The sequence below is a fragment of the Nocardia sp. NPDC046763 genome (assembly GCF_040645495.1).
Taxonomy (GTDB): domain Bacteria; phylum Actinomycetota; class Actinomycetes; order Mycobacteriales; family Mycobacteriaceae; genus Nocardia.
On sequence record NZ_JBEYYI010000024.1, the window covers coordinates 1 to 18,461 of the forward strand.

18 protein-coding genes and 1 riboswitch are annotated in these 18,461 nt (G+C 67.4%); of the genes, 8 read left to right on the forward strand and 10 right to left on the reverse strand.

The genetic code is table 11. The features are described 5' to 3' along the window. From ABZ909_RS31370 to ABZ909_RS31400, 7 genes are all read right to left on the reverse strand, one after another. A partial coding sequence (locus ABZ909_RS31370; RefSeq protein WP_357006774.1) for a divalent metal cation transporter occupies positions 1-754 on the reverse strand: 754 nt, incomplete at its 3' end. A gap of 129 nt (positions 755-883) precedes the next feature. Further along, a complete protein-coding gene (locus tag ABZ909_RS31375) occupies positions 884-1,066 on the reverse strand; it encodes a hypothetical protein (RefSeq protein ID WP_357007120.1) in 183 nt (60 codons plus the stop codon). Between the two features lie 304 nt (positions 1,067-1,370). Next, positions 1,371-1,540: riboswitch (M-box (ykoK) riboswitch) on the reverse strand. A 596-nt stretch (positions 1,541-2,136) separates the two neighbouring features. Then, positions 2,137-2,376 (reverse strand): transcriptional repressor, encoded by a 240-nt coding sequence (locus ABZ909_RS31380; RefSeq protein WP_357006776.1) that lies wholly within the window; start codon positions 2,374-2,376, stop codon positions 2,137-2,139. Continuing rightward, complete coding sequence (locus tag ABZ909_RS31385) at positions 2,348-3,211, reverse strand: metal ABC transporter permease (RefSeq protein WP_357006778.1); 864 nt, start codon at positions 3,209-3,211, stop codon at positions 2,348-2,350. The genes ABZ909_RS31380 and ABZ909_RS31385 overlap by 29 nt, the downstream gene beginning before the upstream one ends. After that, positions 3,208-4,119, reverse strand: a complete 912-nt coding sequence (locus tag ABZ909_RS31390) for a metal ABC transporter permease (RefSeq protein WP_357006780.1) — start codon at positions 4,117-4,119, stop codon at positions 3,208-3,210. The genes ABZ909_RS31385 and ABZ909_RS31390 overlap by 4 nt, the downstream gene beginning before the upstream one ends. Beyond that, a complete protein-coding gene (locus ABZ909_RS31395) occupies positions 4,116-5,021 on the reverse strand; it encodes an ATP-binding cassette domain-containing protein (RefSeq protein WP_357006783.1) in 906 nt (301 codons plus the stop codon). Before ABZ909_RS31395 ends, ABZ909_RS31390 begins: the two co-directional genes overlap by 4 nt. Further along, positions 5,022-5,825, reverse strand: coding sequence for a zinc ABC transporter substrate-binding protein (locus ABZ909_RS31400; protein WP_357006785.1), 804 nt, complete (start codon positions 5,823-5,825; stop codon positions 5,022-5,024). On the opposite strand from ABZ909_RS31400, the gene ABZ909_RS31405 reads away from it, so the two are divergent. The 4 genes from ABZ909_RS31405 (at position 5,797) to ABZ909_RS31420 (ending at position 8,489) form a co-directional block, all read left to right on the forward strand. After that, positions 5,797-6,096, forward strand: a complete 300-nt coding sequence (locus tag ABZ909_RS31405) for a hypothetical protein (RefSeq protein ID WP_357006787.1) — start codon at positions 5,797-5,799, stop codon at positions 6,094-6,096. The two genes, ABZ909_RS31400 and ABZ909_RS31405, sit on opposite strands and share 29 nt — an antisense overlap. Before the next feature lie 101 nt (positions 6,097-6,197). Next, entirely contained in the window at positions 6,198-6,497 is a 300-nt protein-coding gene (locus ABZ909_RS31410) for a hypothetical protein (RefSeq protein WP_357006789.1), read from the forward strand. Between the two features lie 259 nt (positions 6,498-6,756). Beyond that, entirely contained in the window at positions 6,757-7,728 is a 972-nt protein-coding gene (locus ABZ909_RS31415) for a permease (protein WP_357007096.1), read from the forward strand. Then, on the forward strand, positions 7,725-8,489 hold the full coding sequence (locus tag ABZ909_RS31420; protein ID WP_357006791.1) for a TIGR03943 family protein: 765 nt from the start codon (positions 7,725-7,727) through the stop codon (positions 8,487-8,489). Before ABZ909_RS31415 ends, ABZ909_RS31420 begins: the two co-directional genes overlap by 4 nt. 182 nt (positions 8,490-8,671) lie before the next feature. Here the strand turns inward: ABZ909_RS31420 and ABZ909_RS31425 are convergent, their stop codons facing one another. Beyond that, a complete protein-coding gene (locus ABZ909_RS31425) occupies positions 8,672-10,834 on the reverse strand; it encodes an MMPL family transporter (protein ID WP_357006793.1) in 2,163 nt (720 codons plus the stop codon). A gap of 456 nt (positions 10,835-11,290) precedes the next feature. Here ABZ909_RS31425 and ABZ909_RS31430 point away from each other — a divergent pair, with 456 nt between their 5' ends. After that, positions 11,291-12,418: an acyl-CoA desaturase gene (locus tag ABZ909_RS31430; protein ID WP_357006795.1), complete on the forward strand. Its 1,128-nt coding sequence runs from the start codon at positions 11,291-11,293 to the stop codon at positions 12,416-12,418. Between the two features lies 1 nt (position 12,419). Here ABZ909_RS31430 and ABZ909_RS31435 read toward each other — a convergent pair whose 3' ends face one another. After that, positions 12,420-12,905, reverse strand: a complete 486-nt coding sequence (locus ABZ909_RS31435; protein WP_357006798.1) for a peptidylprolyl isomerase — start codon at positions 12,903-12,905, stop codon at positions 12,420-12,422. 117 nt (positions 12,906-13,022) lie between these two features. On the opposite strand from ABZ909_RS31435, the gene ABZ909_RS31440 reads away from it, so the two are divergent. After that, positions 13,023-13,913 (forward strand): DUF5995 family protein, encoded by an 891-nt coding sequence (locus ABZ909_RS31440; protein ID WP_357006801.1) that lies wholly within the window; start codon positions 13,023-13,025, stop codon positions 13,911-13,913. 63 nt (positions 13,914-13,976) lie between these two features. On the opposite strand, the gene ABZ909_RS31445 is transcribed toward ABZ909_RS31440, so the two are convergent. Further along, entirely contained in the window at positions 13,977-14,219 is a 243-nt protein-coding gene (locus ABZ909_RS31445; protein WP_357006804.1) for a hypothetical protein, read from the reverse strand. A gap of 16 nt (positions 14,220-14,235) precedes the next feature. Between ABZ909_RS31445 and ABZ909_RS31450 the strand changes: the two genes are divergently transcribed. Then, on the forward strand, positions 14,236-15,033 hold the full coding sequence (locus ABZ909_RS31450; RefSeq protein WP_357006807.1) for an IclR family transcriptional regulator: 798 nt from the start codon (positions 14,236-14,238) through the stop codon (positions 15,031-15,033). A gap of 83 nt (positions 15,034-15,116) precedes the next feature. Then, the gene (locus ABZ909_RS31455; protein WP_357006809.1) at positions 15,117-18,461 is read left to right on the forward strand and encodes an NAD-glutamate dehydrogenase domain-containing protein; all 3,345 of its coding nucleotides are present in this window, start codon (positions 15,117-15,119) and stop codon (positions 18,459-18,461) included.

The window sequence follows — 18,461 nt, forward strand, 5'->3', positions numbered from 1 at the left end:
AGGGCGCGACGGTGGTGCCGACGATGGAGACGATGAGCAGCAGCAGCGTCGAGTTCAGGCCGCCCGGGAACGACGGGATCAGGCCGTGGGCGGTGTCCTTGGCGCTGGGGTGGACCATGAACGCGAGTGGGAACATGACGATATTGATGGCGATGAGCCCGAACAGGAATCGCTCCCACCGGCGGAAGGAACCGCCCGCGACCATGGCGAACAGCAGTACCGCCGCCAGCGGCACCGAGATCGCCTTGGGGAGCCCGAAGTAGTTGAGCGCCATGGAGACGCCGATGAATTCGGTGACGATGGTGAGCGCGTTGACGATGAACAGGTCGCCGACGCTGAACGCGCCCCAGAACTTCCCGAAGCGGTCGAAGATCAAGCGCGCGTGCCCGACTCCGGCGACCGCGCCGAGGCGGACCACCATTTCCTGGTTCACGTAGAGCACCGGGATGAGCAGCACCAGGGTCCAGACCAGCGCCATGCCGTAGTTCTGCCCGGCCTGCGCGTAGGTGGCCACCCCGCCGGCGTCGTTGTCGCCGACCATGACGATCAGGCCGGGGCCGATCACGGCCAGCAGCATGCGGAAACGCTGGAGGCGGGTGCGGCCCTCGAGGGTGTCGTGCCGGCCGATGGAGCCGAGCGCGCCGACGATGTCGCCGACGTGCGCGGAGTCCATGACCGCGCCGGTCGGGGTGGCGGCCGCGGGTGAGGTGACGGTGGTGGTCCGGCGGGTTGCGCCGTTGGAGAAGAAGGCCATCGCCGTTCTCTCCCTTCTTCACTTGTATTGCTGCACAGCAGATCTGGTGTACGTCGAAAGGGGTGCCGCGGGCGCACCGGATGAGCGCGCCCGCGGCGGTCGCGGCCGGGGCTGTCGACCGCTGGGATGTCAGGCGTGGAAGGGGTGTCCGCCCAGGGAGGCGGTGTAGACCGCGCTACGGCCGCGGGCCAGGTGCAGGTTGTGGCGTTCCTGCTCGGACAGCCGGTGCCGCGTGACGTAGCGACGGACGGAATCGGTCAACGACGCGGTCAGCGAGACGTGACCCGAACGGGGGAAGGCGATGACGGCCATGATGGGGGCTTCCTTTGCGAAAGGCCAGCCGCTGCAATGCATTCCGGGCACGACAAGGCACACCGAAGGCACGCATCGACCACGTCACGGACGACCGGTGTCGCCGTGGCCGATGCCTGATTTCGGGATGTCAGGCGGTTACGGTGTCGCAGCAAGCTGGGAACGAATGTTTTCGAACCGGACTCGGATACGGACTATCGCCGGACTTCATGTCGTCCCTCACCTCCTTGCTGCCTGGACGCGCACGTCACTACGTTGAAATGTCAGAACACGAAAGGGAGAAAACCCGAACAGACTGTTCGGATTGGCACCCCTCTCGTCAGAGCTTCGGCACTGCACGACGTGATCCCTTGCGGGAAGCCACTTCGGGTGACCCCTTAATCCGGGGAAACCTGTCCTAACCCTGGGCGTCTCTCGACGTCGTCGGATCAGTGGCCTGTGTTCGTGCAGGAGCCTCGCCTAGCGAGGTGCTGACCCGAGAATATTGGGCTGTTTTCCAGCGAAAGTCAAATCGAGGCCGGTCGGTTTCTGTATGCACCGACCAGGACCGCGCCGGACGTGGTCGTGCCGAAGCGAAAGCCGCAGCGGCACAACCACGTTCCAACTCAGGCCGCCGGTACGTCTACGGGCCGCCGGAGTGGCAGCAGCGTATTGATCCGATGGAAGAACTGGATCAAGGCCATTCAGCGCTCGGTCGCGGCTGAGACCGGCCGATCATCGGCCCCGTCCACGTCCCGGATGGGGCCGTTTCCGTGGTGTCTGCCCACCCTTGCCACCAAGGCCCCGGAGCAGCGCGATCAGCACCGCCAGCAGGATCACCAACACGATCGCCGAACCGACCCACACCTCGGTGTGACTGTATGCCGGGACATGGCCCGTACCGGCCCCGGCGATGATCGCCCACCCCGTGGGAATGCCCACAGCTTTCAGGCTAGCCGACGGGCGCTGGCCCGCCCCTCGCCCACGCGTCGGTCAGCTGTCATCGACGGCAGTCGGTTCGATGAGGCACTGACCCGCACCACTGTCATCTGCTCTCGCCCCCGGGCAAGGTCGTCGAGTCCAACTCCCGCTCAGGGTTCTGCGAGCGGGTTCGCGGCCGCACAATCTGGGCAGGTGCCATACAAGTCGATGTGGTGTTCGAGGTCGATGTAGCGATGCTGGTGCGCTATGCGCTCGGTGTGGTGTTCCAGCTCGCCGAGAACGAAGTCTTCGGCACGGCCGCAGACCCGGCACAGCAGGTTGTGGTGATGGCCGGTGGTGCGGTGCGTGGCCGCATCTACGTCAGCTGATGGAAAGTTCCGTTGTGACATGTGTTCGGTGGCGTCGGAGGCGGTCGAGGAGGAAAGCGGCCAGATAGCAGCAGGCCGCGACGGTCATGATGGTGAAGCTGGCCGGCGCGGCCGGTATTGCGTAGGAGAGCGTGATACCCGCCCAGACGGACAGGACGGCGAGAGCCGCGGACAACCAGAATGCCGTCCACGGCCGGTCGGTGAGCCGGGTCGCGGCGGCAGCCGGGGCGGCGAGCAGCCCGAGTACGACAACGGAACCGACCAGCGGGGTGGCCTCGGCGACAGTTGTGCCGACGACAGCCAGGAAAACAGCGCCCAGCAGGCGCGTGGGCACACCCGCTGCCCGGGCAACGGCGGGATCGATGGTGGCGAACAGCAGTGGGCGCGCGACCATCAGCAGCACCGCTACCGCAGCCGCGGCGACGATCATGGCGGTCGCGGCCGCCGCGGCATTGATCCCGAAGATGCTGCCGAACAGCACGTTCACGTTCGCATTGCCGTTTCCGCCGCTGCGGTGAGTGGTGTAGTAGGTCAGAAACAGCACGCCCAGACCCAGTATCCAGGAGAAGAACGACCCGATTGCGACGTCGTCCGTGCCGCCGCGAATTCCACCCAGGCCCAGCGTGAAACCGGCCGCGATGGCCGCCGCGAAGAGTCCGATGCGCGGGTTCAGTCCCGCGGCCAACGCGGCCATGGCTCCGGTGTAGGCGACATGCCCGAGCGCATCGCCAGCGAAGACCTCGCCGCGTTGTACGAGGAAATATCCTGTCAGGCCGCATAATACGGCTACAACGGTCCCCGCGAGGAGCGCGTGCGCGATGAAGGGATGCTCCAGCATCGCGGTCAGAGCGTTCATGCGGCGACCTCGCGAGCCAGGTCGGCGACTTGCGATGCGGGCCTTTGCCGCGGCGCCCGGTCGCGCCATTTCCGCCAGGCCAGGCAGATCAAGTAGAGACCGAAAGCGAAACTGCTGACCCAGAATCCGATCGGATACGGCGAGAAGAACGCGAAACCCATTCCCGCCCAGGTGACCACGAGCGCGATCGCGACCGACGCCGCGATCCCCCGGCCCGGATGACCGGTGAGCTGGTGTGCGGCCGCGGCCGGGGCCACCAGGAGCGCGAAGACCAGCAGACTGCCGGTGACCTGACTGGTGCCCGCCGCAGCGACACCCAGCAGCACCATGAAGGCTGCGGCCACCAAATGAGACGGAACACCTTGCGCGGCAGCGGATTCCTGGTCGATCGAGACCCACAGCAGGGGCCTGCCGAGCACAGCCAACAGCAGCAGGCACGGCACCGCGGCGACCAGCAACAGCACGACCTGCTCATCGGTGACGCCCGCGATGGCGCCGAACAGCAGGTTCGTCAGCCCGGACAGAAAGCCCTTGTACAGGCTGACGAACAGCATTCCGGTGGCCAGGGCGAACGCCTGCACAATGCCGATCACGGCCGACTGCTCACCGCCACCACGGGTCCGGACCGAGCGGGGCAAGGCGGCGATGACGATTGCCGCGCCGACACATGCTCCGAAATACCCATAGCCGGAGGCGATTCCGAGCCACGTGGCCGCAGCCGCACCCGGAAACCCGACCAGGGCGAGGGTATGGCCTGCGAAGCTCTCCCGGCGCAATACCATCACCCAGCCGGCAGCACCCGCGACCACCGCCACGATGGTGCCCGCGCGCACGGCGTTCACCATGAACGGATACGAGAGCATCTCGCGCAGATCCTGCACCAGATTCCAGGACGCCGCCGGATTCATCGGGACTGCCCCGCATCGGGATTCGCGAGCATGTGCCCGGCCGCGACATCGGGCTGCCCGACGACCACGAGCCGCCCGGTGCTGTCGCGCAGTACCTCGATCCGGATACCGTAGAGCGCCGACAGCCGCTCACCGGTGATCACTTCCTCGGGTGTACCCGTCAAGGAGGTGCCGTGCGCTAGATAGATCAGCCGATCCAGGTACGGCAGAATCGGATTCACGTCGTGGGCGACCATCATGACCGCTACTCGCTCCTGCCGGCAGACGTCGCGGATGAGCGCGCTGATCCCGGCCTGACTCGGCACATCGAGACTGTCCAGTGGCTCATCGAGCAGCAGCAATCGCGGGCGGCGGATCAGTGCCTGCGCGATCAGCAGTCGCTGCTGCTCGCCGCCGGAGCACTGCCCGATGGGCCGGTGCGCGTACGCGCTCGCGCCGACCAGCTCGATCACTTCCCGCAATCGCCGTTGTGTCGCTTGGAACCGTTGCGGGGCGACGATTTTCGATAGGAACGGGATGGGCGTACCCCAGCGTGCGCCGTCGAGGCCGAGCCGGACGATGTCGATCCCGCGGATGCGCACACTCGCGTCGAAGGCCCGGCGCTGCGGCAGATATCCGATCCCGGCGTTGTGCCGCCCCGGTCTGCCACCGAGCACCTCGAGTGTCCCCGTATTGGTCGGCGCCAGGCCGAGAATCACTTTCAGCAGTGTCGATTTCCCAGCACCGTTCGGGCCGAGCACCGCAACGAAATCCCCCGGCTCCACATTGAGCGAAACCTCGGACCAGATCCGCCTACCGCCGACAGCCGCCGCGATCCCCCTCATATGGACCACGGCTTCCGGGATGGCGGGCGGCGGGTCCGCGACGGTATCCGTGGCGGACCCGGCCTTCACGGTGGTCATCTACTTACCTGTCGCCTTGTGCAGCGCGTCTTCCAGCGCCTGCAGCTGAGCGGACTGCCAGTCCTGGAACGTCGCGTCGGCCGGGGCGAGCGTCTCGGTGACGGCGCTGACCTCGATACCCTGCTTCTTGACCGCGTCCACCTGGGCCTGGACGTCCGGGGTGCTGTTCTGGGTGTTGTAGACGTAGACCTTCAGCGCCTTGGTGGCGATCTGCTGATCGATGGCCGCCTTGTCGGCAGGCGCGGGATCGGTGCCCTCGCTGATCGCCTTCAGGAACGCGGCGGGCGTGATCAGCTCGAGCCCCAGGCCATCCGAGAGCGGCGAGAAGATCGACTCGCTGGCTCCGACCGGGGTGCCCGCGTACTTGGCCTTGATGTCGGCGATCAGGCCGTTGTACTTGGCCAGCGCGGTGCCGACGAACTTGGTGCGCTGATCGTCGAAGTAGGCGGAGTCCGCGGGATCGGCCTTCTTGTAGTCGGCGGTGATCGCGTCCACGATCTTGGTGACCGAGGCGGGCGAGTACCACTGGTGGGGGTTCCCGTCCTCGGCCACCCCGAGTTCCTTGCCGACGGTGAGCTCGGTGCGATCCTTGCCCGGGTTGGCTGCCAGCAGCTTGTCCGCCCAGGCGTCGTAGCCGATTCCGTTGGCGATGAACACCTTCGCGCCCGCGACCGTGCGCGCGTCGGCGGGCGACGGCTCGTAGTCGTGCGGGTCGGTGTCGGGGTTGGTGATGACGCTCGTCTCGTGGACCTTGTCGCCGCCGAGCTGTGCCGCGATGCTGCCCCAGGCATTGATCGTCGCCACCACCTCGAGCTTGCCGCTCGACGAATCCGACGACTTCGACGACGTGCTGCACGCCGTCGCCATCCCCACCAGCGCCACCGCGCACGCGGTGGCCGCAACCGCGCGTTTGCTGAAAACCAGACCAGCCATCTTGCAACCCTCATCAGATCTTGAAATCGAAAATCATTACCAACAACGTAACAGTCCTTCGACCCATTTCCAAGCCGAATCCGAACCGGGCATCCATACGAATCAGCAAGCCGCCGAGCACATCACGCAACCAGAGAACTAGCTATCTGTCAGCGCATACGCAAAAGGATGCGCACATTATGATGTGAACCCGACAGTGACGAGGAAGCGAACCAAGACAGGCACGGGAAAGGAACGAAAATCATGACCACACCCGAGCATGCGACGCACACCGGACACGAACACCATCACGGCGAAGGTTGCGGACATGTAGCTGTTCCGCATGACGGGCACACCGACTACGTGCATGACGGTCATCTGCACCGTGCACACGGCGATCACTACGACGAGTGCGAGCCGGCCGGGCACACCGCGCACGAAAACCACGATCATGTCCACGGCGAGGGCTGCGGCCACACCGCCGTGCCCCATGGCGACCACGTCGACTACATCCACGATGGGCACCGGCACGCGCCTCACAACGGGCACTACGACGAACACTGACGATCACGCTCGGGGCACAGAGCGGCGGAATCGCTTACACGCGAAAATGACTGAGCTTGTAGCACCGGAACCGGAGCTTGTAGCACCGGAACCGCTGACGCACTGCCGCATGCACGCGGAAGCCTTCCACATCGCGTCGTGACGGTGCTGGTCATCGACGACCCGGGCACCATGTACCGCGGGGTGTCCGCTGGAGGTCAGCGGACACCCCTGCCAGGATGTGGGGGTGCTCGCGCAGAACACTTTGAACACCGTCCGCATGCGGGTGTCCTCGACCTATGTCCTTGCCGCGCTGGTGGTTCTCGGCGTGGCCTGCCATGGGCCGCTGGAGCGCGCGGCGGCTTCGTCGGCACGTTTGCAGACCGCGGTGACGATCTTTGCCGGCGTCTTCGTACAGGCGGTGCCATTCCTCGCGCTGGGGGTCACGGTCAGCGGGGCGATCGCGGCGTTCGTGTCCCCCGCGCTGCTGCGAAAGGTGTTGCCGCGCAACGAGACGGCGGCCATCGGCGTGGCCGGGCTCGCGGGTATGGCATTGCCCGGTTGTGAATGCGGGGTCGTCCCGGTGGCGCGGCGGCTGACCGATCAGGGCGCGCCGGGATCGGTGGTGCTGGCCTTCATGCTGTCCGCGCCCGCCATCAATCCGGTGGTGCTGATCGCGACGGCAGTGGCGTTCCCCGGCGAACCGGGAATGGTGGTGGCGCGGTTCACCGGTTCCTTGGCGACAGCATTCACAATGGGCTTGCTCTGGTCGAGAATCGGACGTCCGGGCTGGCTCCTGCCGCGGGCGGCGCGCCACGATCACTGCGCGACCGGGCACAGCCGATGGCAGATCTTCACCGAGACCGCGCGGCACGACCTGTTGCAGGCCAGTGCTTTTCTCGTACTCGGCGCCGTCGCGGCTGCAGCACTGCACGTGCTGGTGCCGCCATCCTGGTACGAGCACCTGGCGGGCCAGGTCGCGACGGCCATCCTCGTGATGGCGGTGCTGGCCATCGTACTGGCGCTGTGCTCGGAGGCCGATGCCTTCGTCGCGGCGAGCATGTCGGCGCTGCCGCTGCTGCCGCGTCTGGTATTCCTGGTGGTCGGCCCGGCCGTCGACGTGAAACTCTTCGCCATGCAAGCCGGTACGTTCGGACGGCAGTTCGCACTTCGCTTCGCGCCGTTGACCTTCGCGGTGGCGCTGGTCTGCGGCACCATCGCCGGACTCGCCTGCCTGGGAGGGGCGCGATGAAGCGGGAGACTCAAAACCTGCTGTTGCTGCTGATCGGTGTCGCGGTGCTGTGGATCACGCTCGATGGCACCTACCTGCGCTACGTGAAGCCGAGCCTGCATCCGTATCTGCTGATCAGCAGCATCGGATTCATACTTCTCGGCCTGATCGCGATCGCGCGTGACATCCGGCGTGGCACCGCAGTTCACGACCACGACCACGACGACCACGATCACGGCAGCGGCCGCACCCAATGGCTGCTGCTCGCCCCGGTCACCGCGCTCCTGCTCATCGTCCCGCCCGCCCTGGGCGCCGGCGCGGCCTCGACAACCTCTCCGGTACAGGCGGTTTCACGCGACCCGGCCGCCGACGAACCCAAGCAGTATCCGTTCCCACCGCTACCCGCCGATCCGGCGCCGCTCATTCCCATCGTCGACCTGGTGGACCGCGCCCTCCTGGACTCGAGCCATTCGCTGGACGGCCGCGAGGTGACCATCCGCGGATTCGTCATCCGCCCCAAAGATCTCGAACAACGCAACCCCGACTCGACCGAGTTCGATCTCGCCCGCGTCGTGATCACCTGCTGCGTCGCGGACGCCCGGTACGTCCTCGTTCACCTCTCGGGCATGCCGGAGGCCATCGCGGACGACACCTGGCTGGAAGTCCGCGGCACAGTCCAACCCGGCAGTGCTCAGCGCGACTCGGATGAAACCCCCACCCTCGCCGTTTCCGACTACCAGCGCATCCCCAAGCCCGACAGCACCTATGAGCGCAGCCACTGACCGAGTCGCCGGCGGCGCTGAGTCCGGCCGTGATACCGGTGCTCTCCTGGGCTCAACGCCGTGCCGGGCGTGAACCCGGATCCGCTTGGGCTCGAAACATGCTGGGTCCGTGCGTATTCGACAGTTGATGCTGCCCGGGGACGCCTCGGGAACCAGCCGAGGCGTCCGATTCGTCGCAGGGGTCAGGCGTGGTCCTGGACGGCGACATAGCGGTGCAGCCGACGTAGTGGGGCGGGGGCGTACCAGTTGATCCCGCCCAAGAGGCTCATGGCGGCCGGCACCAGGACACCACGGATCAGCAGGGCGTCGATCAAGATCGCCAGACCGGTTCCGAGGCCGAACATCTGGATGAAGCTGACCTTGGACACGCCGAATGCGAAGAAGCTCACTGCGAGCAACCCGGCCGCTGTCGAAACGATCCGCCCGGTTTTGGCCAGGCCGTGGATGACGGCATCGGTCGTAGCCGCGCCCTTGTCGTGCAGTTCTTTGATACGGCTGGTGAGAATCACCTCGTAGTCCATGGACAGCCCGAATGCGACACAGAACAACAACACGGCCATGGCGGTGTCGGTCGGGCGCGCGGTGAACCCGAGCAGCCCGCTCAAATGCCCATCCTGGAATATCCACACCATGGCCCCCAGCGCGGCGGAAAGCCCGAGAGCATTGAGTAGCAGCGCGCGCACCGGCTGCACGACACTGCCGGTGAATGCGAACAACAGCGCGAACGTCGTGAGGACGATCATCAATGCGGCTGTGGGGAGCCGGGATCCGATCGACGCCTCGGTGTCGATCTGCTGGGCGTCGACGCCGCCGACCAATGCAACGGCGCCCGCAGGCGCGGAAACGGCACGGACCGAACGCACCAGATCGGCTGCGGCAGTGGACTTCTCGTCCACGTTGCTGGTGATCGTGAGTCGTTGCAGGCCGGGCTGGGCGAGCGCGGCGACCGAAGGCCCGGCGTCAGTGGATTCGCCGTGAACCCAGGTGCCAAGGCTGGTGGTCACACCCGTGACGCCGGGTAGTCTGGACACCCCGGCGGCGTAGTCGGCGATCGCGGATGCTGGTGCGGGACCGTCGATGACGACGTCGAGAGAGGCATGACCGAAGCCCGCAAAGTCGTCGTGCAAGGTGTCCGCCACGTGGCGGCTCGCGGCGCTGACGGGCATCACCCGTTCGTCCGGAATGGAGAAGCCGACTCCGAGCAATGGGCTGGCCACCAGCGCAAGGATCGCGACAACAGGCAGCGCGGCCGCGATCGGACGGCTCGTCACCGCGGCCGCGAGCCGGCCCCACACAGGTGCGTCCGCGCCGCGATGAGCGTTCGACCAGGGCAGCGACCACGCATTGACCCGGTGGCCGAGCACCGCCAGCAGCGCAGGCACTACGGTGAGCGCACTGATCGCGGCGATAGCGACGACGCCCATGCCCGCGTAGGCGAACGACCGGAGGAAGAACTGGGGGAACACCAGGAGCGCGGCCAGCGCCGCGATCACGGTGGTCGCGGAGAACATGATGGTGCGCCCAGCAGTACGCAGCATCGATCCGACCGCGTCGCGCACGTCGGCACCGCCGGAGAGCTCTTCACGGAACCGCGCGACCAGTAAGAGCGCATAGTCCACGCCGAGCGCCAACCCGAGTGCGGTCGTGAGATTGACCGAATACACCGACACATCGGTGATTCGGCCCAGCACGTCCAGTTCCGCGAAGGTACCCAGGATGGCAACCACGCCGAGGATCAGCGGGATCAGCGCGGCCACGACGCTCCCGAATGCCAGTACCAGCAGGATCAGGGTGACCGGGATCGCGATCGATTCGGCGAGCCCGAGATCTTTGGCGACCTGATCGTTGACGTCATGCTGCACCGCTGCACTGCCGCCGGCGGCGACGGTGATCGGCCCGCTGAGGCCGCGGTATCGGCTGACGAGAACGGTGGCGCGTTCGCTGACCTGACCAGCGTCACCGTCGATGTGCGCGATGACGATGCCGTTGGCGCCGTCCCGAGACTTCATGTTCGGCGCGGCCGTTGTCCAGTACGAGGACACCTGACTCACCCCGGGTTCCGCGGCCAGCCTCTCGGTGAGTTGCCGGGCGGCATTCGCGACGTCGGGGGTGTCCACCGAGCCGCTGTTCGCGTGCACCATGAGTACGAGGTTGGTCTGGCCGCCGAAGTGATCGGCGATGGTGGCTGCCGCGCGGCTCGACGCCGCGGCGGGGTCGTCGAAACCGCCCCCCTGCAGCTTGCCGAACGCTCCAGACCCGAGGACGGCGGCAGCGGCGAGAATGAGGACACTGATCGCGAGAACCGTACGGGCCCTTCGATACAACAGGCTCCCTAGTCTGCTCACTCTGTCGATGCTCGAGGTTGGGGCGGCGAGGACTTGTTCGGACATGACTGGCGTTTCCCATCAGGTACGTGGTTGTTCATGGGCCCGGATTCGGGGAGCACGGTCCTTGCTATAGAACAACGTTCTATTAGACTGCGGCAAGCTGTCAACCCGGTCGGCCGCGGAATCTCCGCACCTCGCCGCCTCACCGCATCCCACAGCGGTCCAGTCCGGCCCGGTCGATGACGAGTCACGGTTCACGGCGCCGGCGGATATGCTGCGAGGTGAACGCCACTCTGCGGCAACTACTGTCGTGGCTGCTGTGGGGATGCGAGATCGTTCTGGGACGGCAGGGGCGATGGTCGCGCAATCGTCATGCAGTTGTGATGCCGCTTCGCAGGTACGTTCACCTCATGGTGGCCGCGGCGCGACACGCTGAAGGCCGGTGACACCACGACAGCAGGATGTGCAGAACCTTTGGTTATCGAGACGGTGCTATCCCGGTCGGCGGCGCAGGAGATCCCGCCACCGATGATGGCCGAATCCGCGCCGATGCGCGGTAGCGAGTACGCGGCCCTGTTGCGGCGCGTCCGGCAGGCGGGTCTGCTCGAACGGCGGATGCGGTACTACGGGCGGAAAACCGCTTTCACCGCAATGGCTTTCGCGGCGGGGTGGGCGGCGTTGTGGGTGGTCGGCGAGTCGTGGTGGCAGCTGGGGACCGCGGCCTACCTGGCCGCGGTCTTCGCGCAGCTCGCGTTCCTCGGACATGATGCCGGGCACAGGCAGATCTTCCGGACCCGGCGGGCCAATCACTGGTACGGGCTCATCGTCGGCAATCTCGCCACCGGGGTGAGCATCGGCTGGTGGACCAGCAATCACAACCGTCATCACGCGCACCCCAATACCGAGGACGACGACCCCGACGTCGCGGGAATCCTGGCGCACTCCGGTGAACGGGCCGCCCGCGGAAAAGGCTGGCGGCGCTTCGTCTTCCGCTATCAGGCCTGGCTCTTCTTCCCGATGCTGCTCCTCGAGGCGGGCAGTCTGCACTACTCGAGCGTGCGTGCCGTGGTGAATTGGCCCATCCCACATCGTATCCGGGAGGGCGCATTCCTCGCCGCGCACGCGATCGCCTACTCGGCCGCGGTCTTCCTGGCGCTGTCACCGGGCAAGGCGCTGGTCTTCATCGCGGTGCAGCAGGGCCTGTTCGGCTTCTATATGGGCTGCACCTTCGCGCCCAATCACAAAGGCATGACGGTTCTTCCCGCGGGCGACAACACCGGCTTTCTCCGCCGCCAGGTTCTGACCGCCCGCAACGTTCGCGGCGGGCCGCTGACCGACCTCGCGCTGGGCGGACTCAACTACCAGATCGAACACCACCTGTTCCCCTCCATGCCCCGCCCGGCCCTCCGCACGGCCCAACCCCTGGTCCGAGCCTTCTGCGCCGAACGCGCCATCCCCTACGCCGAGACCTCCCTGCTCACCTCCTACCGCCAGGCCCTCCAGCACCTGAACACCGTCGCCCAGCACACGCGTCGCGTCGAATCCCTTGCTGTCCAAGTACTTCCGAGTGTTGAGCAGCCCGGTACTCGTGACCGCCGATGACTCAGTGGTCGTGGTCGTCCTCGCCGTGCGGGTGGCCGTGGGCGAGTTCGTCCTCGCTGGCGTCGCGGATATCGACGACCTTGACGGTGAAGTGCAAGCGCTGACCGGCCAGCGGATGGTTGGCGTCGATGGTCACCTCGTCGCCGTCGACCTGACGGACGGTGACGATCTGCGAATCGCCGTCCGGCGCCTCGGCGTGGAACTCCATTCCGGGCTCGAGCTCGTCCACGCCCTCGAACATGTCGCGGGGCACGGCGCTGACCAGTTCGGCCAGGTACTCACCGTAGGCGTCCTCGGGCTCCACCACGACTACCAGTTCGTCGCCGGTGCTCTTGCCTTCGAGAGCCTGCTCCAGGCCCGGCACGATATTGTCCGCGCCGTGCAGGTACACCAGCGGCGCCTCGCCGACGGAAGTGTCCAGCACCTCGCCGTCATCGGCCTTCAGCGTGTATTCGATGGAGACAACCTTGTCAGCGGCGATCGACATGGCGGTAACCCTTTCACAGAGGAATCCGGACAGCGCAAATGTATCCCGTCAACTTTCCGGCGCCTGCTCGGCGTGTCCGCCGGGCGCTCGCGGGCCGTCGCTGCTAAGAAACCCATCGTGCCCGATGCATTTTGGCATTTCGTTGCCGCACTGTCCGTTTCCGCCACCGCGGTGGTCGCGCCCGCCACCGCGCTCGCCGCACCACCGTCCACGCCGGAATGTGCGACCACCCTGTCCCCCGCAGAGAACGCCGAGATCGCCCGGCTCGCCGATACCGGCACGCTCACCGGCGACGACGAGCTCGCGCTGCTCGAGGACGCCGTGTCCCACGACCACCTGATCACCCGGATCCTCGAACAGCACGCGGACCGCCGGGGCGCCTTCGCGACCGGCCTGGACGTCGTCGAGCAGCAGGCGGTGCTGCCGCTGCAGCGCGATCCGCAGGCGTTCACCGACCCGGAGTACGCGCACCGGGTCAGCTTCGACCTGCTGCGCCGGTTCCTCGACAATGTGCACGCCGAGTTCAGCGGCGGGACGCCGGAACCGCACTGGGCCAACTACTTCGCGCTCGCCGCGGACTGCGCGGCCTCACCCGGCCGGGTCGCGCTCGCCGGCTACAACGCGCACCTGATCGTCGATCTGCCGCGCGCGGTCGCCGAGGCCGGATCGACACCGGCCGACGCCGGCGACTACTTCAAGATCGTGGCCAGCATCGCCCGGACCGGCGACGTCATCACCGAGCGGACCGACCGGATCTACGACGCGAACATGGGCCCGCTGTGGCGGTTCTACTTCTTCGGCGAAGGACTCGATCAGGTACTCGGCCAAGGGGTCGCCACGAAGCCGCTGCTGGTCGCCGCCGACCTCGGGGCCAATGTGACGATCTTCGCCAACGGACTCGCCCTGGCGAATCCCGCACTGACGACGGCGACGGCCGCGGAGATCGAGCTGGAGCGCCAGACCGCGGAAAGCGCGTTCGACATCCTGGCCCGGCTCAACGGAATCTGAGATCGCATCGCCAGGCGAAACACACTGCCCGGCAGCGACTTTCGCCTGGATCACGCTATCGGCTCACTGGGCCGAGAGGCTGCCGAGGAGTCCCGTGAGGGGATTGGACGCCGACCAGCCGGAGCCGCCACCCGACGGGGTGCAGTCGACGACGTTCACGGTGGCGGTCCTGTTGCTGACCACCTCCTGGGTCGCCTCGAGGGTGTGGGAACCGGTGGCAGTGGGAGTCCAGCTGAAGGTGGCCTGGGTGTTGGACAGCGTGGAGTTGCCGGAACCACTTCGCCGACACTGCCGATTCGGCGTCACTGGCAGAATCCGGGGAATGGCGCAGTCTTCGGTTTCGACCACGTCGCCGGCGGTCGGTCGGGCGCTCGACATCCTCGTCCGCTTGGCCCAGGGTCCGGGCCCGGTCCGGGCGGCGGCGCTCGCCCGCGATCTGGGGCTGCCGCGCTCGTCGGTCTACCACATCCTGTCGGTGCTGGTGGACCGGGGATTCGTGGTGTACGTGCCGGGCGAACAGGCCTACGGGCTCGGCGTGACGTCCTTCGAGATCGGTTCGGCCTACCTGCGCCACGAACCGCTGGAACGGCTGGCTCAGCCGATTCTGCACCAGCTGGCCAGGCAGCTCGGGCAGGCCGTGCATCTGGGCATCCTGCACGGCAACGAGACGGTCTATCTGCTCAAGGAACGCCCCGGCTCCGGTCCGGCCGCGGAGGTCTCGCTGATCACCGATATCGGGGTTCGGCTGCCGTCGCATCTGACCGCGAACGGGCGGGCGATCCTCGCCTCGCTGCCGGATGCCCAGGTAAAAGCGTTGTACGCCAAGCGTTCCGACTTCATCACCCGTACCGGCCGCGGGCCTCGGACCCTGACCGAGCTGCGCCGGGACCTGGAACAGATCCGCACCCGCGGCTGGGCCGAGGAGGTGGAGCTGGTGACGGCGGGGCTGCGGTCGGTCGGCACGGCCGTGTTCGACCACAACAGCCGGCCGGTCGCGGCCCTCAGCACCACGTGGCGCACGCTGTCCTACCCCGAGCCGGAGGTGGTGGGTCAGGCCCTGCGGTGGGGCGCGGAGCGCCTGACCTCGCGAATCGCGGGTCAGGCACCGGTAACGCGGTGACTCGGCAGCCCTGCTTGTGAGTCCCCTCACAAGGGTTGTATGTTGCTGTATATACAACCGCCGCAACGGGGAGATTTCCGACAATGACGCAGGACTGGGACGACGACCTCTACGCACGCATGGCAGATCACACCCTGGCGAAGGCGTACTCCCGGTCCCTGCCCGAGTGGTACAAACACGATTTCGACCCCGGCCGGGCGGCCGCCGACATCGCCCGCGTCGAAAAGCTGCACCCCGACTCATGCGACGTGGCCCTGCACCCACCCACCGGCCGGGCGCGCGGGCGATTGCGGCTCACGCTCTACATCGCCGGCGCGGCCGTCTCACTCAGCCGCATCCTGCCGGTCATCCAGTCCCTCGGGGTGGAAGTCCTGGACGAACGCACCTACCCGGTCGACGATTCGGCCGGAAACCAATGCTGGATATACGACTTCGGCCTGGCCTTCGACAGCGAACCGGCGCCCGACGACGACACGCACACCCGCTTCACCGAAGCCTTCGCCGCCGCCTGGCGGGGCGACGCCGAGAGCGACACCTTCAACCGCCTGGTGCTGGGCGCGGGATTGGCCTGGCGTCCGGTATCGGTACTGCGGGCGTACGCGAAGTACCTGCGCCAGAGCGGATTCCCGTACAGCCCCGAACGGATCGCGGAAGTCCTTGCCGCACACCCCGAATCCGCGCGGCTGCTGACGGACCTGTTCCACGCGCGGTTCGCACCGAACGGGCACGCCGCATCCGCCGAGGCCGAGGTGACCGACCGGCTGAACGACGCCATCGGCCGGGTCGTCGGGCTCGAAGCGGACCGCATTCTGCGCGCCCTCACCACGCTGGTGCGAAACACGCTGCGCACCAACTACTTCGTGCACGACGGCAACGCGACGGCACTGTCGGTCAAGCTGGATCCGCAGCGAATCGACGAACTCCCCCATCCCAGGCCACGATTCGAGATCTTCGTCTATTCGCCCCGGGTCGAGGGCGTGCATCTGCGGTTCGGCGCCGTGGCGCGCGGCGGCCTGCGCTGGTCGGATCGCAAGGAAGACCTGCGCACGGAGGTCCTCGGACTGGTCAAGGCGCAGGCGGTGAAGAACGCCGTCATCGTGCCGGTCGGCGCCAAGGGCGGGTTCGTCGTCAAGCAACCCCCGCGGCCCACCGGCGACGATGCGGCCGACCGCGCAGCCCACCTGGCCGAGGGCATCGCCTGCTACCGGCAGTTCATCGCCGGCCTGCTCGACGTCACCGACAATATCGACGCGGCCACGGGAGCCGTGCTCCCGGCCCGCGACGTCGTCCGCCATGACGGCGACGACACCTACCTGGTGGTGGCCGCGGACAAGGGCACAGCGACCTTCTCCGATATCGCCAATGAGGTCGCGGCGGGCTACGGCTTCTGGCTCGGCGACGCGTTCGCCTCGGGCGGATCGGTCGGCTACGACCACAAGGCGATGGGCATCACCGCCCGCGGCGCGTGGGAGAGCGTCGAACGCCACTTCCACGAAATGGGCCGCGACACGAGCACCGCCGACTTCACGGTGGCCGGGATCGGCGACATGAGCGGCGACGTCTTCGGCAACGGCATGCTGCTCAGCGAGCACATCGGACTGGTCGCCGCGTTCGACCACCGGCACATCTTCCTCGACCCGCAGCCGCGAGCAGCGGCCTCCTACGCCGAACGCCAGCGCCTGTTCCAACTGCCCCGCTCGTCCTGGGCGGACTACGATCCCACCCTCATCAGCGCCGGCGGCGGGGTGTGGCCTCGATCGGCGAAATCGGTGCCCCTCAGCCCCGAAGCCCGTGCGGCACTGGGGCTTCCGGACTCGGTCACGGCGGCCGCGCCGAACGAGGTGATCCGCGCGATCCTGCGCGCACCCGTCGACCTACTGTGGAACGGCGGCGTGGGGACCTACGTCAAGGCCGCCACCGAATCACACGCCGACGTCGGCGACAAGGCCAATGACGGCGTGCGGGTGAACGCCGCCGACGTGCGGGCCACCGTGGTCGGCGAGGGCGGTAACCTCGGATTCACCGCGCGCGGCCGCATCGAATACGCCTGCGGCGGAGGCAGAATCAATACCGACGCGCTGGACAACTCGGCCGGGGTCGACTGCTCCGACCACGAAGTGAACATCAAGATTCTGCTGGACGGCATGATGTCGGCGGGCCGGGTGGACCGGGCCGAACGCGACCGGCTGCTGGCCGACATGACCGGCGAGGTCGGCCGGATCGTCTTGCGGGACAATCATTCCCAGAACCGGGTCCTGGGCGTGAGCCGAGCCGACGCGGCCGCCCGCATCGGTGTGCACGCCCGCATGATCGCACAGCTGGAGGCCCGCCGCGGACTGGTCCGGGCCCTGGAGGCGCTCCCCGACGAGAACGAGCTCACCCGGCGCTCCGACAGCGGCCGCGGTCTGACCTCCCCGGAACTGGCGACCCTGCTGGCGCACGCCAAACTCGCGATCAAGGACGAACTGCTCGCCGGCGAACTGCCCGACGACCCCGCACTGCACGATCACCTGCTCGACTACTTCCCCGCCTCACTGCGAGAACGTTTCGGCGACAGCGTGTCCGAGCACCCGCTGCACCGCGAGATCGTGGCGACACAGCTCGCCAACGATGTGATCGACCATGGCGGAATCAGTGTCGTCTTCCGGCTGGCCGAGGACTCCGCGGCCGGCGGGCCGGACGTGGTGCGCGCCTACCTCGTCGCCACCCGCGTCTTCGGGCTGCACCACCTCTGGGACGACATCGCCGCCAGTGGACTGCCGGCGGCGGTGACCAACGGGCTCGTCCGCACCACGCAGCGGGTGCTCGACCGCGCGGTGCGCTGGCTGCTGGCCAACCGCCCGCAGCCGCTCGACATCGCGACCGAGACCGGCAGATTCGCCCCGCGGCTGGCGGCACACGCCCACTTGGTCCCGGAATGGCTGCGCGACCGTGAACTGGCGGACCTGCACGGCCGCATCGCCGACTCGATCGACGCCGGGGTACCGCGCGAGCTGGCCGTCCGCGTGCACCTGCTGCTCGACCAGTTCGGGCTGCTCGACATCATCGAGGTCGCCGACGCGGGCGGTCACGAGGTGGCCGACGTGGCCGGGCTGTACTACGCGCTGAGCCAGCATCTGGGCACAGTGCGCCTGCTGCAATCGGTTTCGCGACTGTCCACCGAGGACCGCTGGGGTTCGATGGCCCGCCTGGCCCTGCGCGATGACCTGTACGGATCCCTGCGCCTGCTGTGCCTGGCGCTCCTGGCGGACCGGCCCGACCCCGCCGAGCCGCCCGCCGACACCATCGCCCGGTGGGCGACCCGCAACGCCACCCGCATCCACCGGACCAGCTCCACCCTCACCGAAATCCTCGACAGCCCGGCCGCCGACGTCGCCGCCATGTCCGTGGCGGTGCGTCAGATCCGCGGCCTGGTCCGAACGGGATAG

Bases quoted from the DNA above. Each gene is read 5' to 3' on its own strand.
- ABZ909_RS31375 (WP_357007120.1), bottom strand. From the start codon at position 1,066: ATGGCCGTCATCGCCTTCCCCCGTTCGGGTCACGTCTCGCTGACCGCG.
- ABZ909_RS31380 (WP_357006776.1), bottom strand. From the start codon at position 2,376: ATGTCACAACGGAACTTTCCATCAGCTGACGTAGATGCGGCCACGCAC.
- ABZ909_RS31385 (WP_357006778.1), bottom strand. From the start codon at position 3,211: ATGAACGCTCTGACCGCGATGCTGGAGCATCCCTTCATCGCGCACGCG.
- ABZ909_RS31390 (WP_357006780.1), bottom strand. From the start codon at position 4,119: ATGAATCCGGCGGCGTCCTGGAATCTGGTGCAGGATCTGCGCGAGATG.
- ABZ909_RS31395 (WP_357006783.1), bottom strand. From the start codon at position 5,021: ATGACCACCGTGAAGGCCGGGTCCGCCACGGATACCGTCGCGGACCCG.
- ABZ909_RS31405 (WP_357006787.1), top strand. From the start codon at position 5,797: ATGCTGCCCCAGGCATTGATCGTCGCCACCACCTCGAGCTTGCCGCTC.
- ABZ909_RS31410 (WP_357006789.1), top strand. From the start codon at position 6,198: ATGACCACACCCGAGCATGCGACGCACACCGGACACGAACACCATCAC.
- ABZ909_RS31415 (WP_357007096.1), top strand. From the start codon at position 6,757: ATGCGGGTGTCCTCGACCTATGTCCTTGCCGCGCTGGTGGTTCTCGGC.
- ABZ909_RS31420 (WP_357006791.1), top strand. From the start codon at position 7,725: ATGAAGCGGGAGACTCAAAACCTGCTGTTGCTGCTGATCGGTGTCGCG.
- ABZ909_RS31435 (WP_357006798.1), bottom strand. From the start codon at position 12,905: ATGTCGATCGCCGCTGACAAGGTTGTCTCCATCGAATACACGCTGAAG.
- ABZ909_RS31450 (WP_357006807.1), top strand. From the start codon at position 14,236: ATGGCGCAGTCTTCGGTTTCGACCACGTCGCCGGCGGTCGGTCGGGCG.
- ABZ909_RS31455 (WP_357006809.1), top strand. From the start codon at position 15,117: ATGACGCAGGACTGGGACGACGACCTCTACGCACGCATGGCAGATCAC.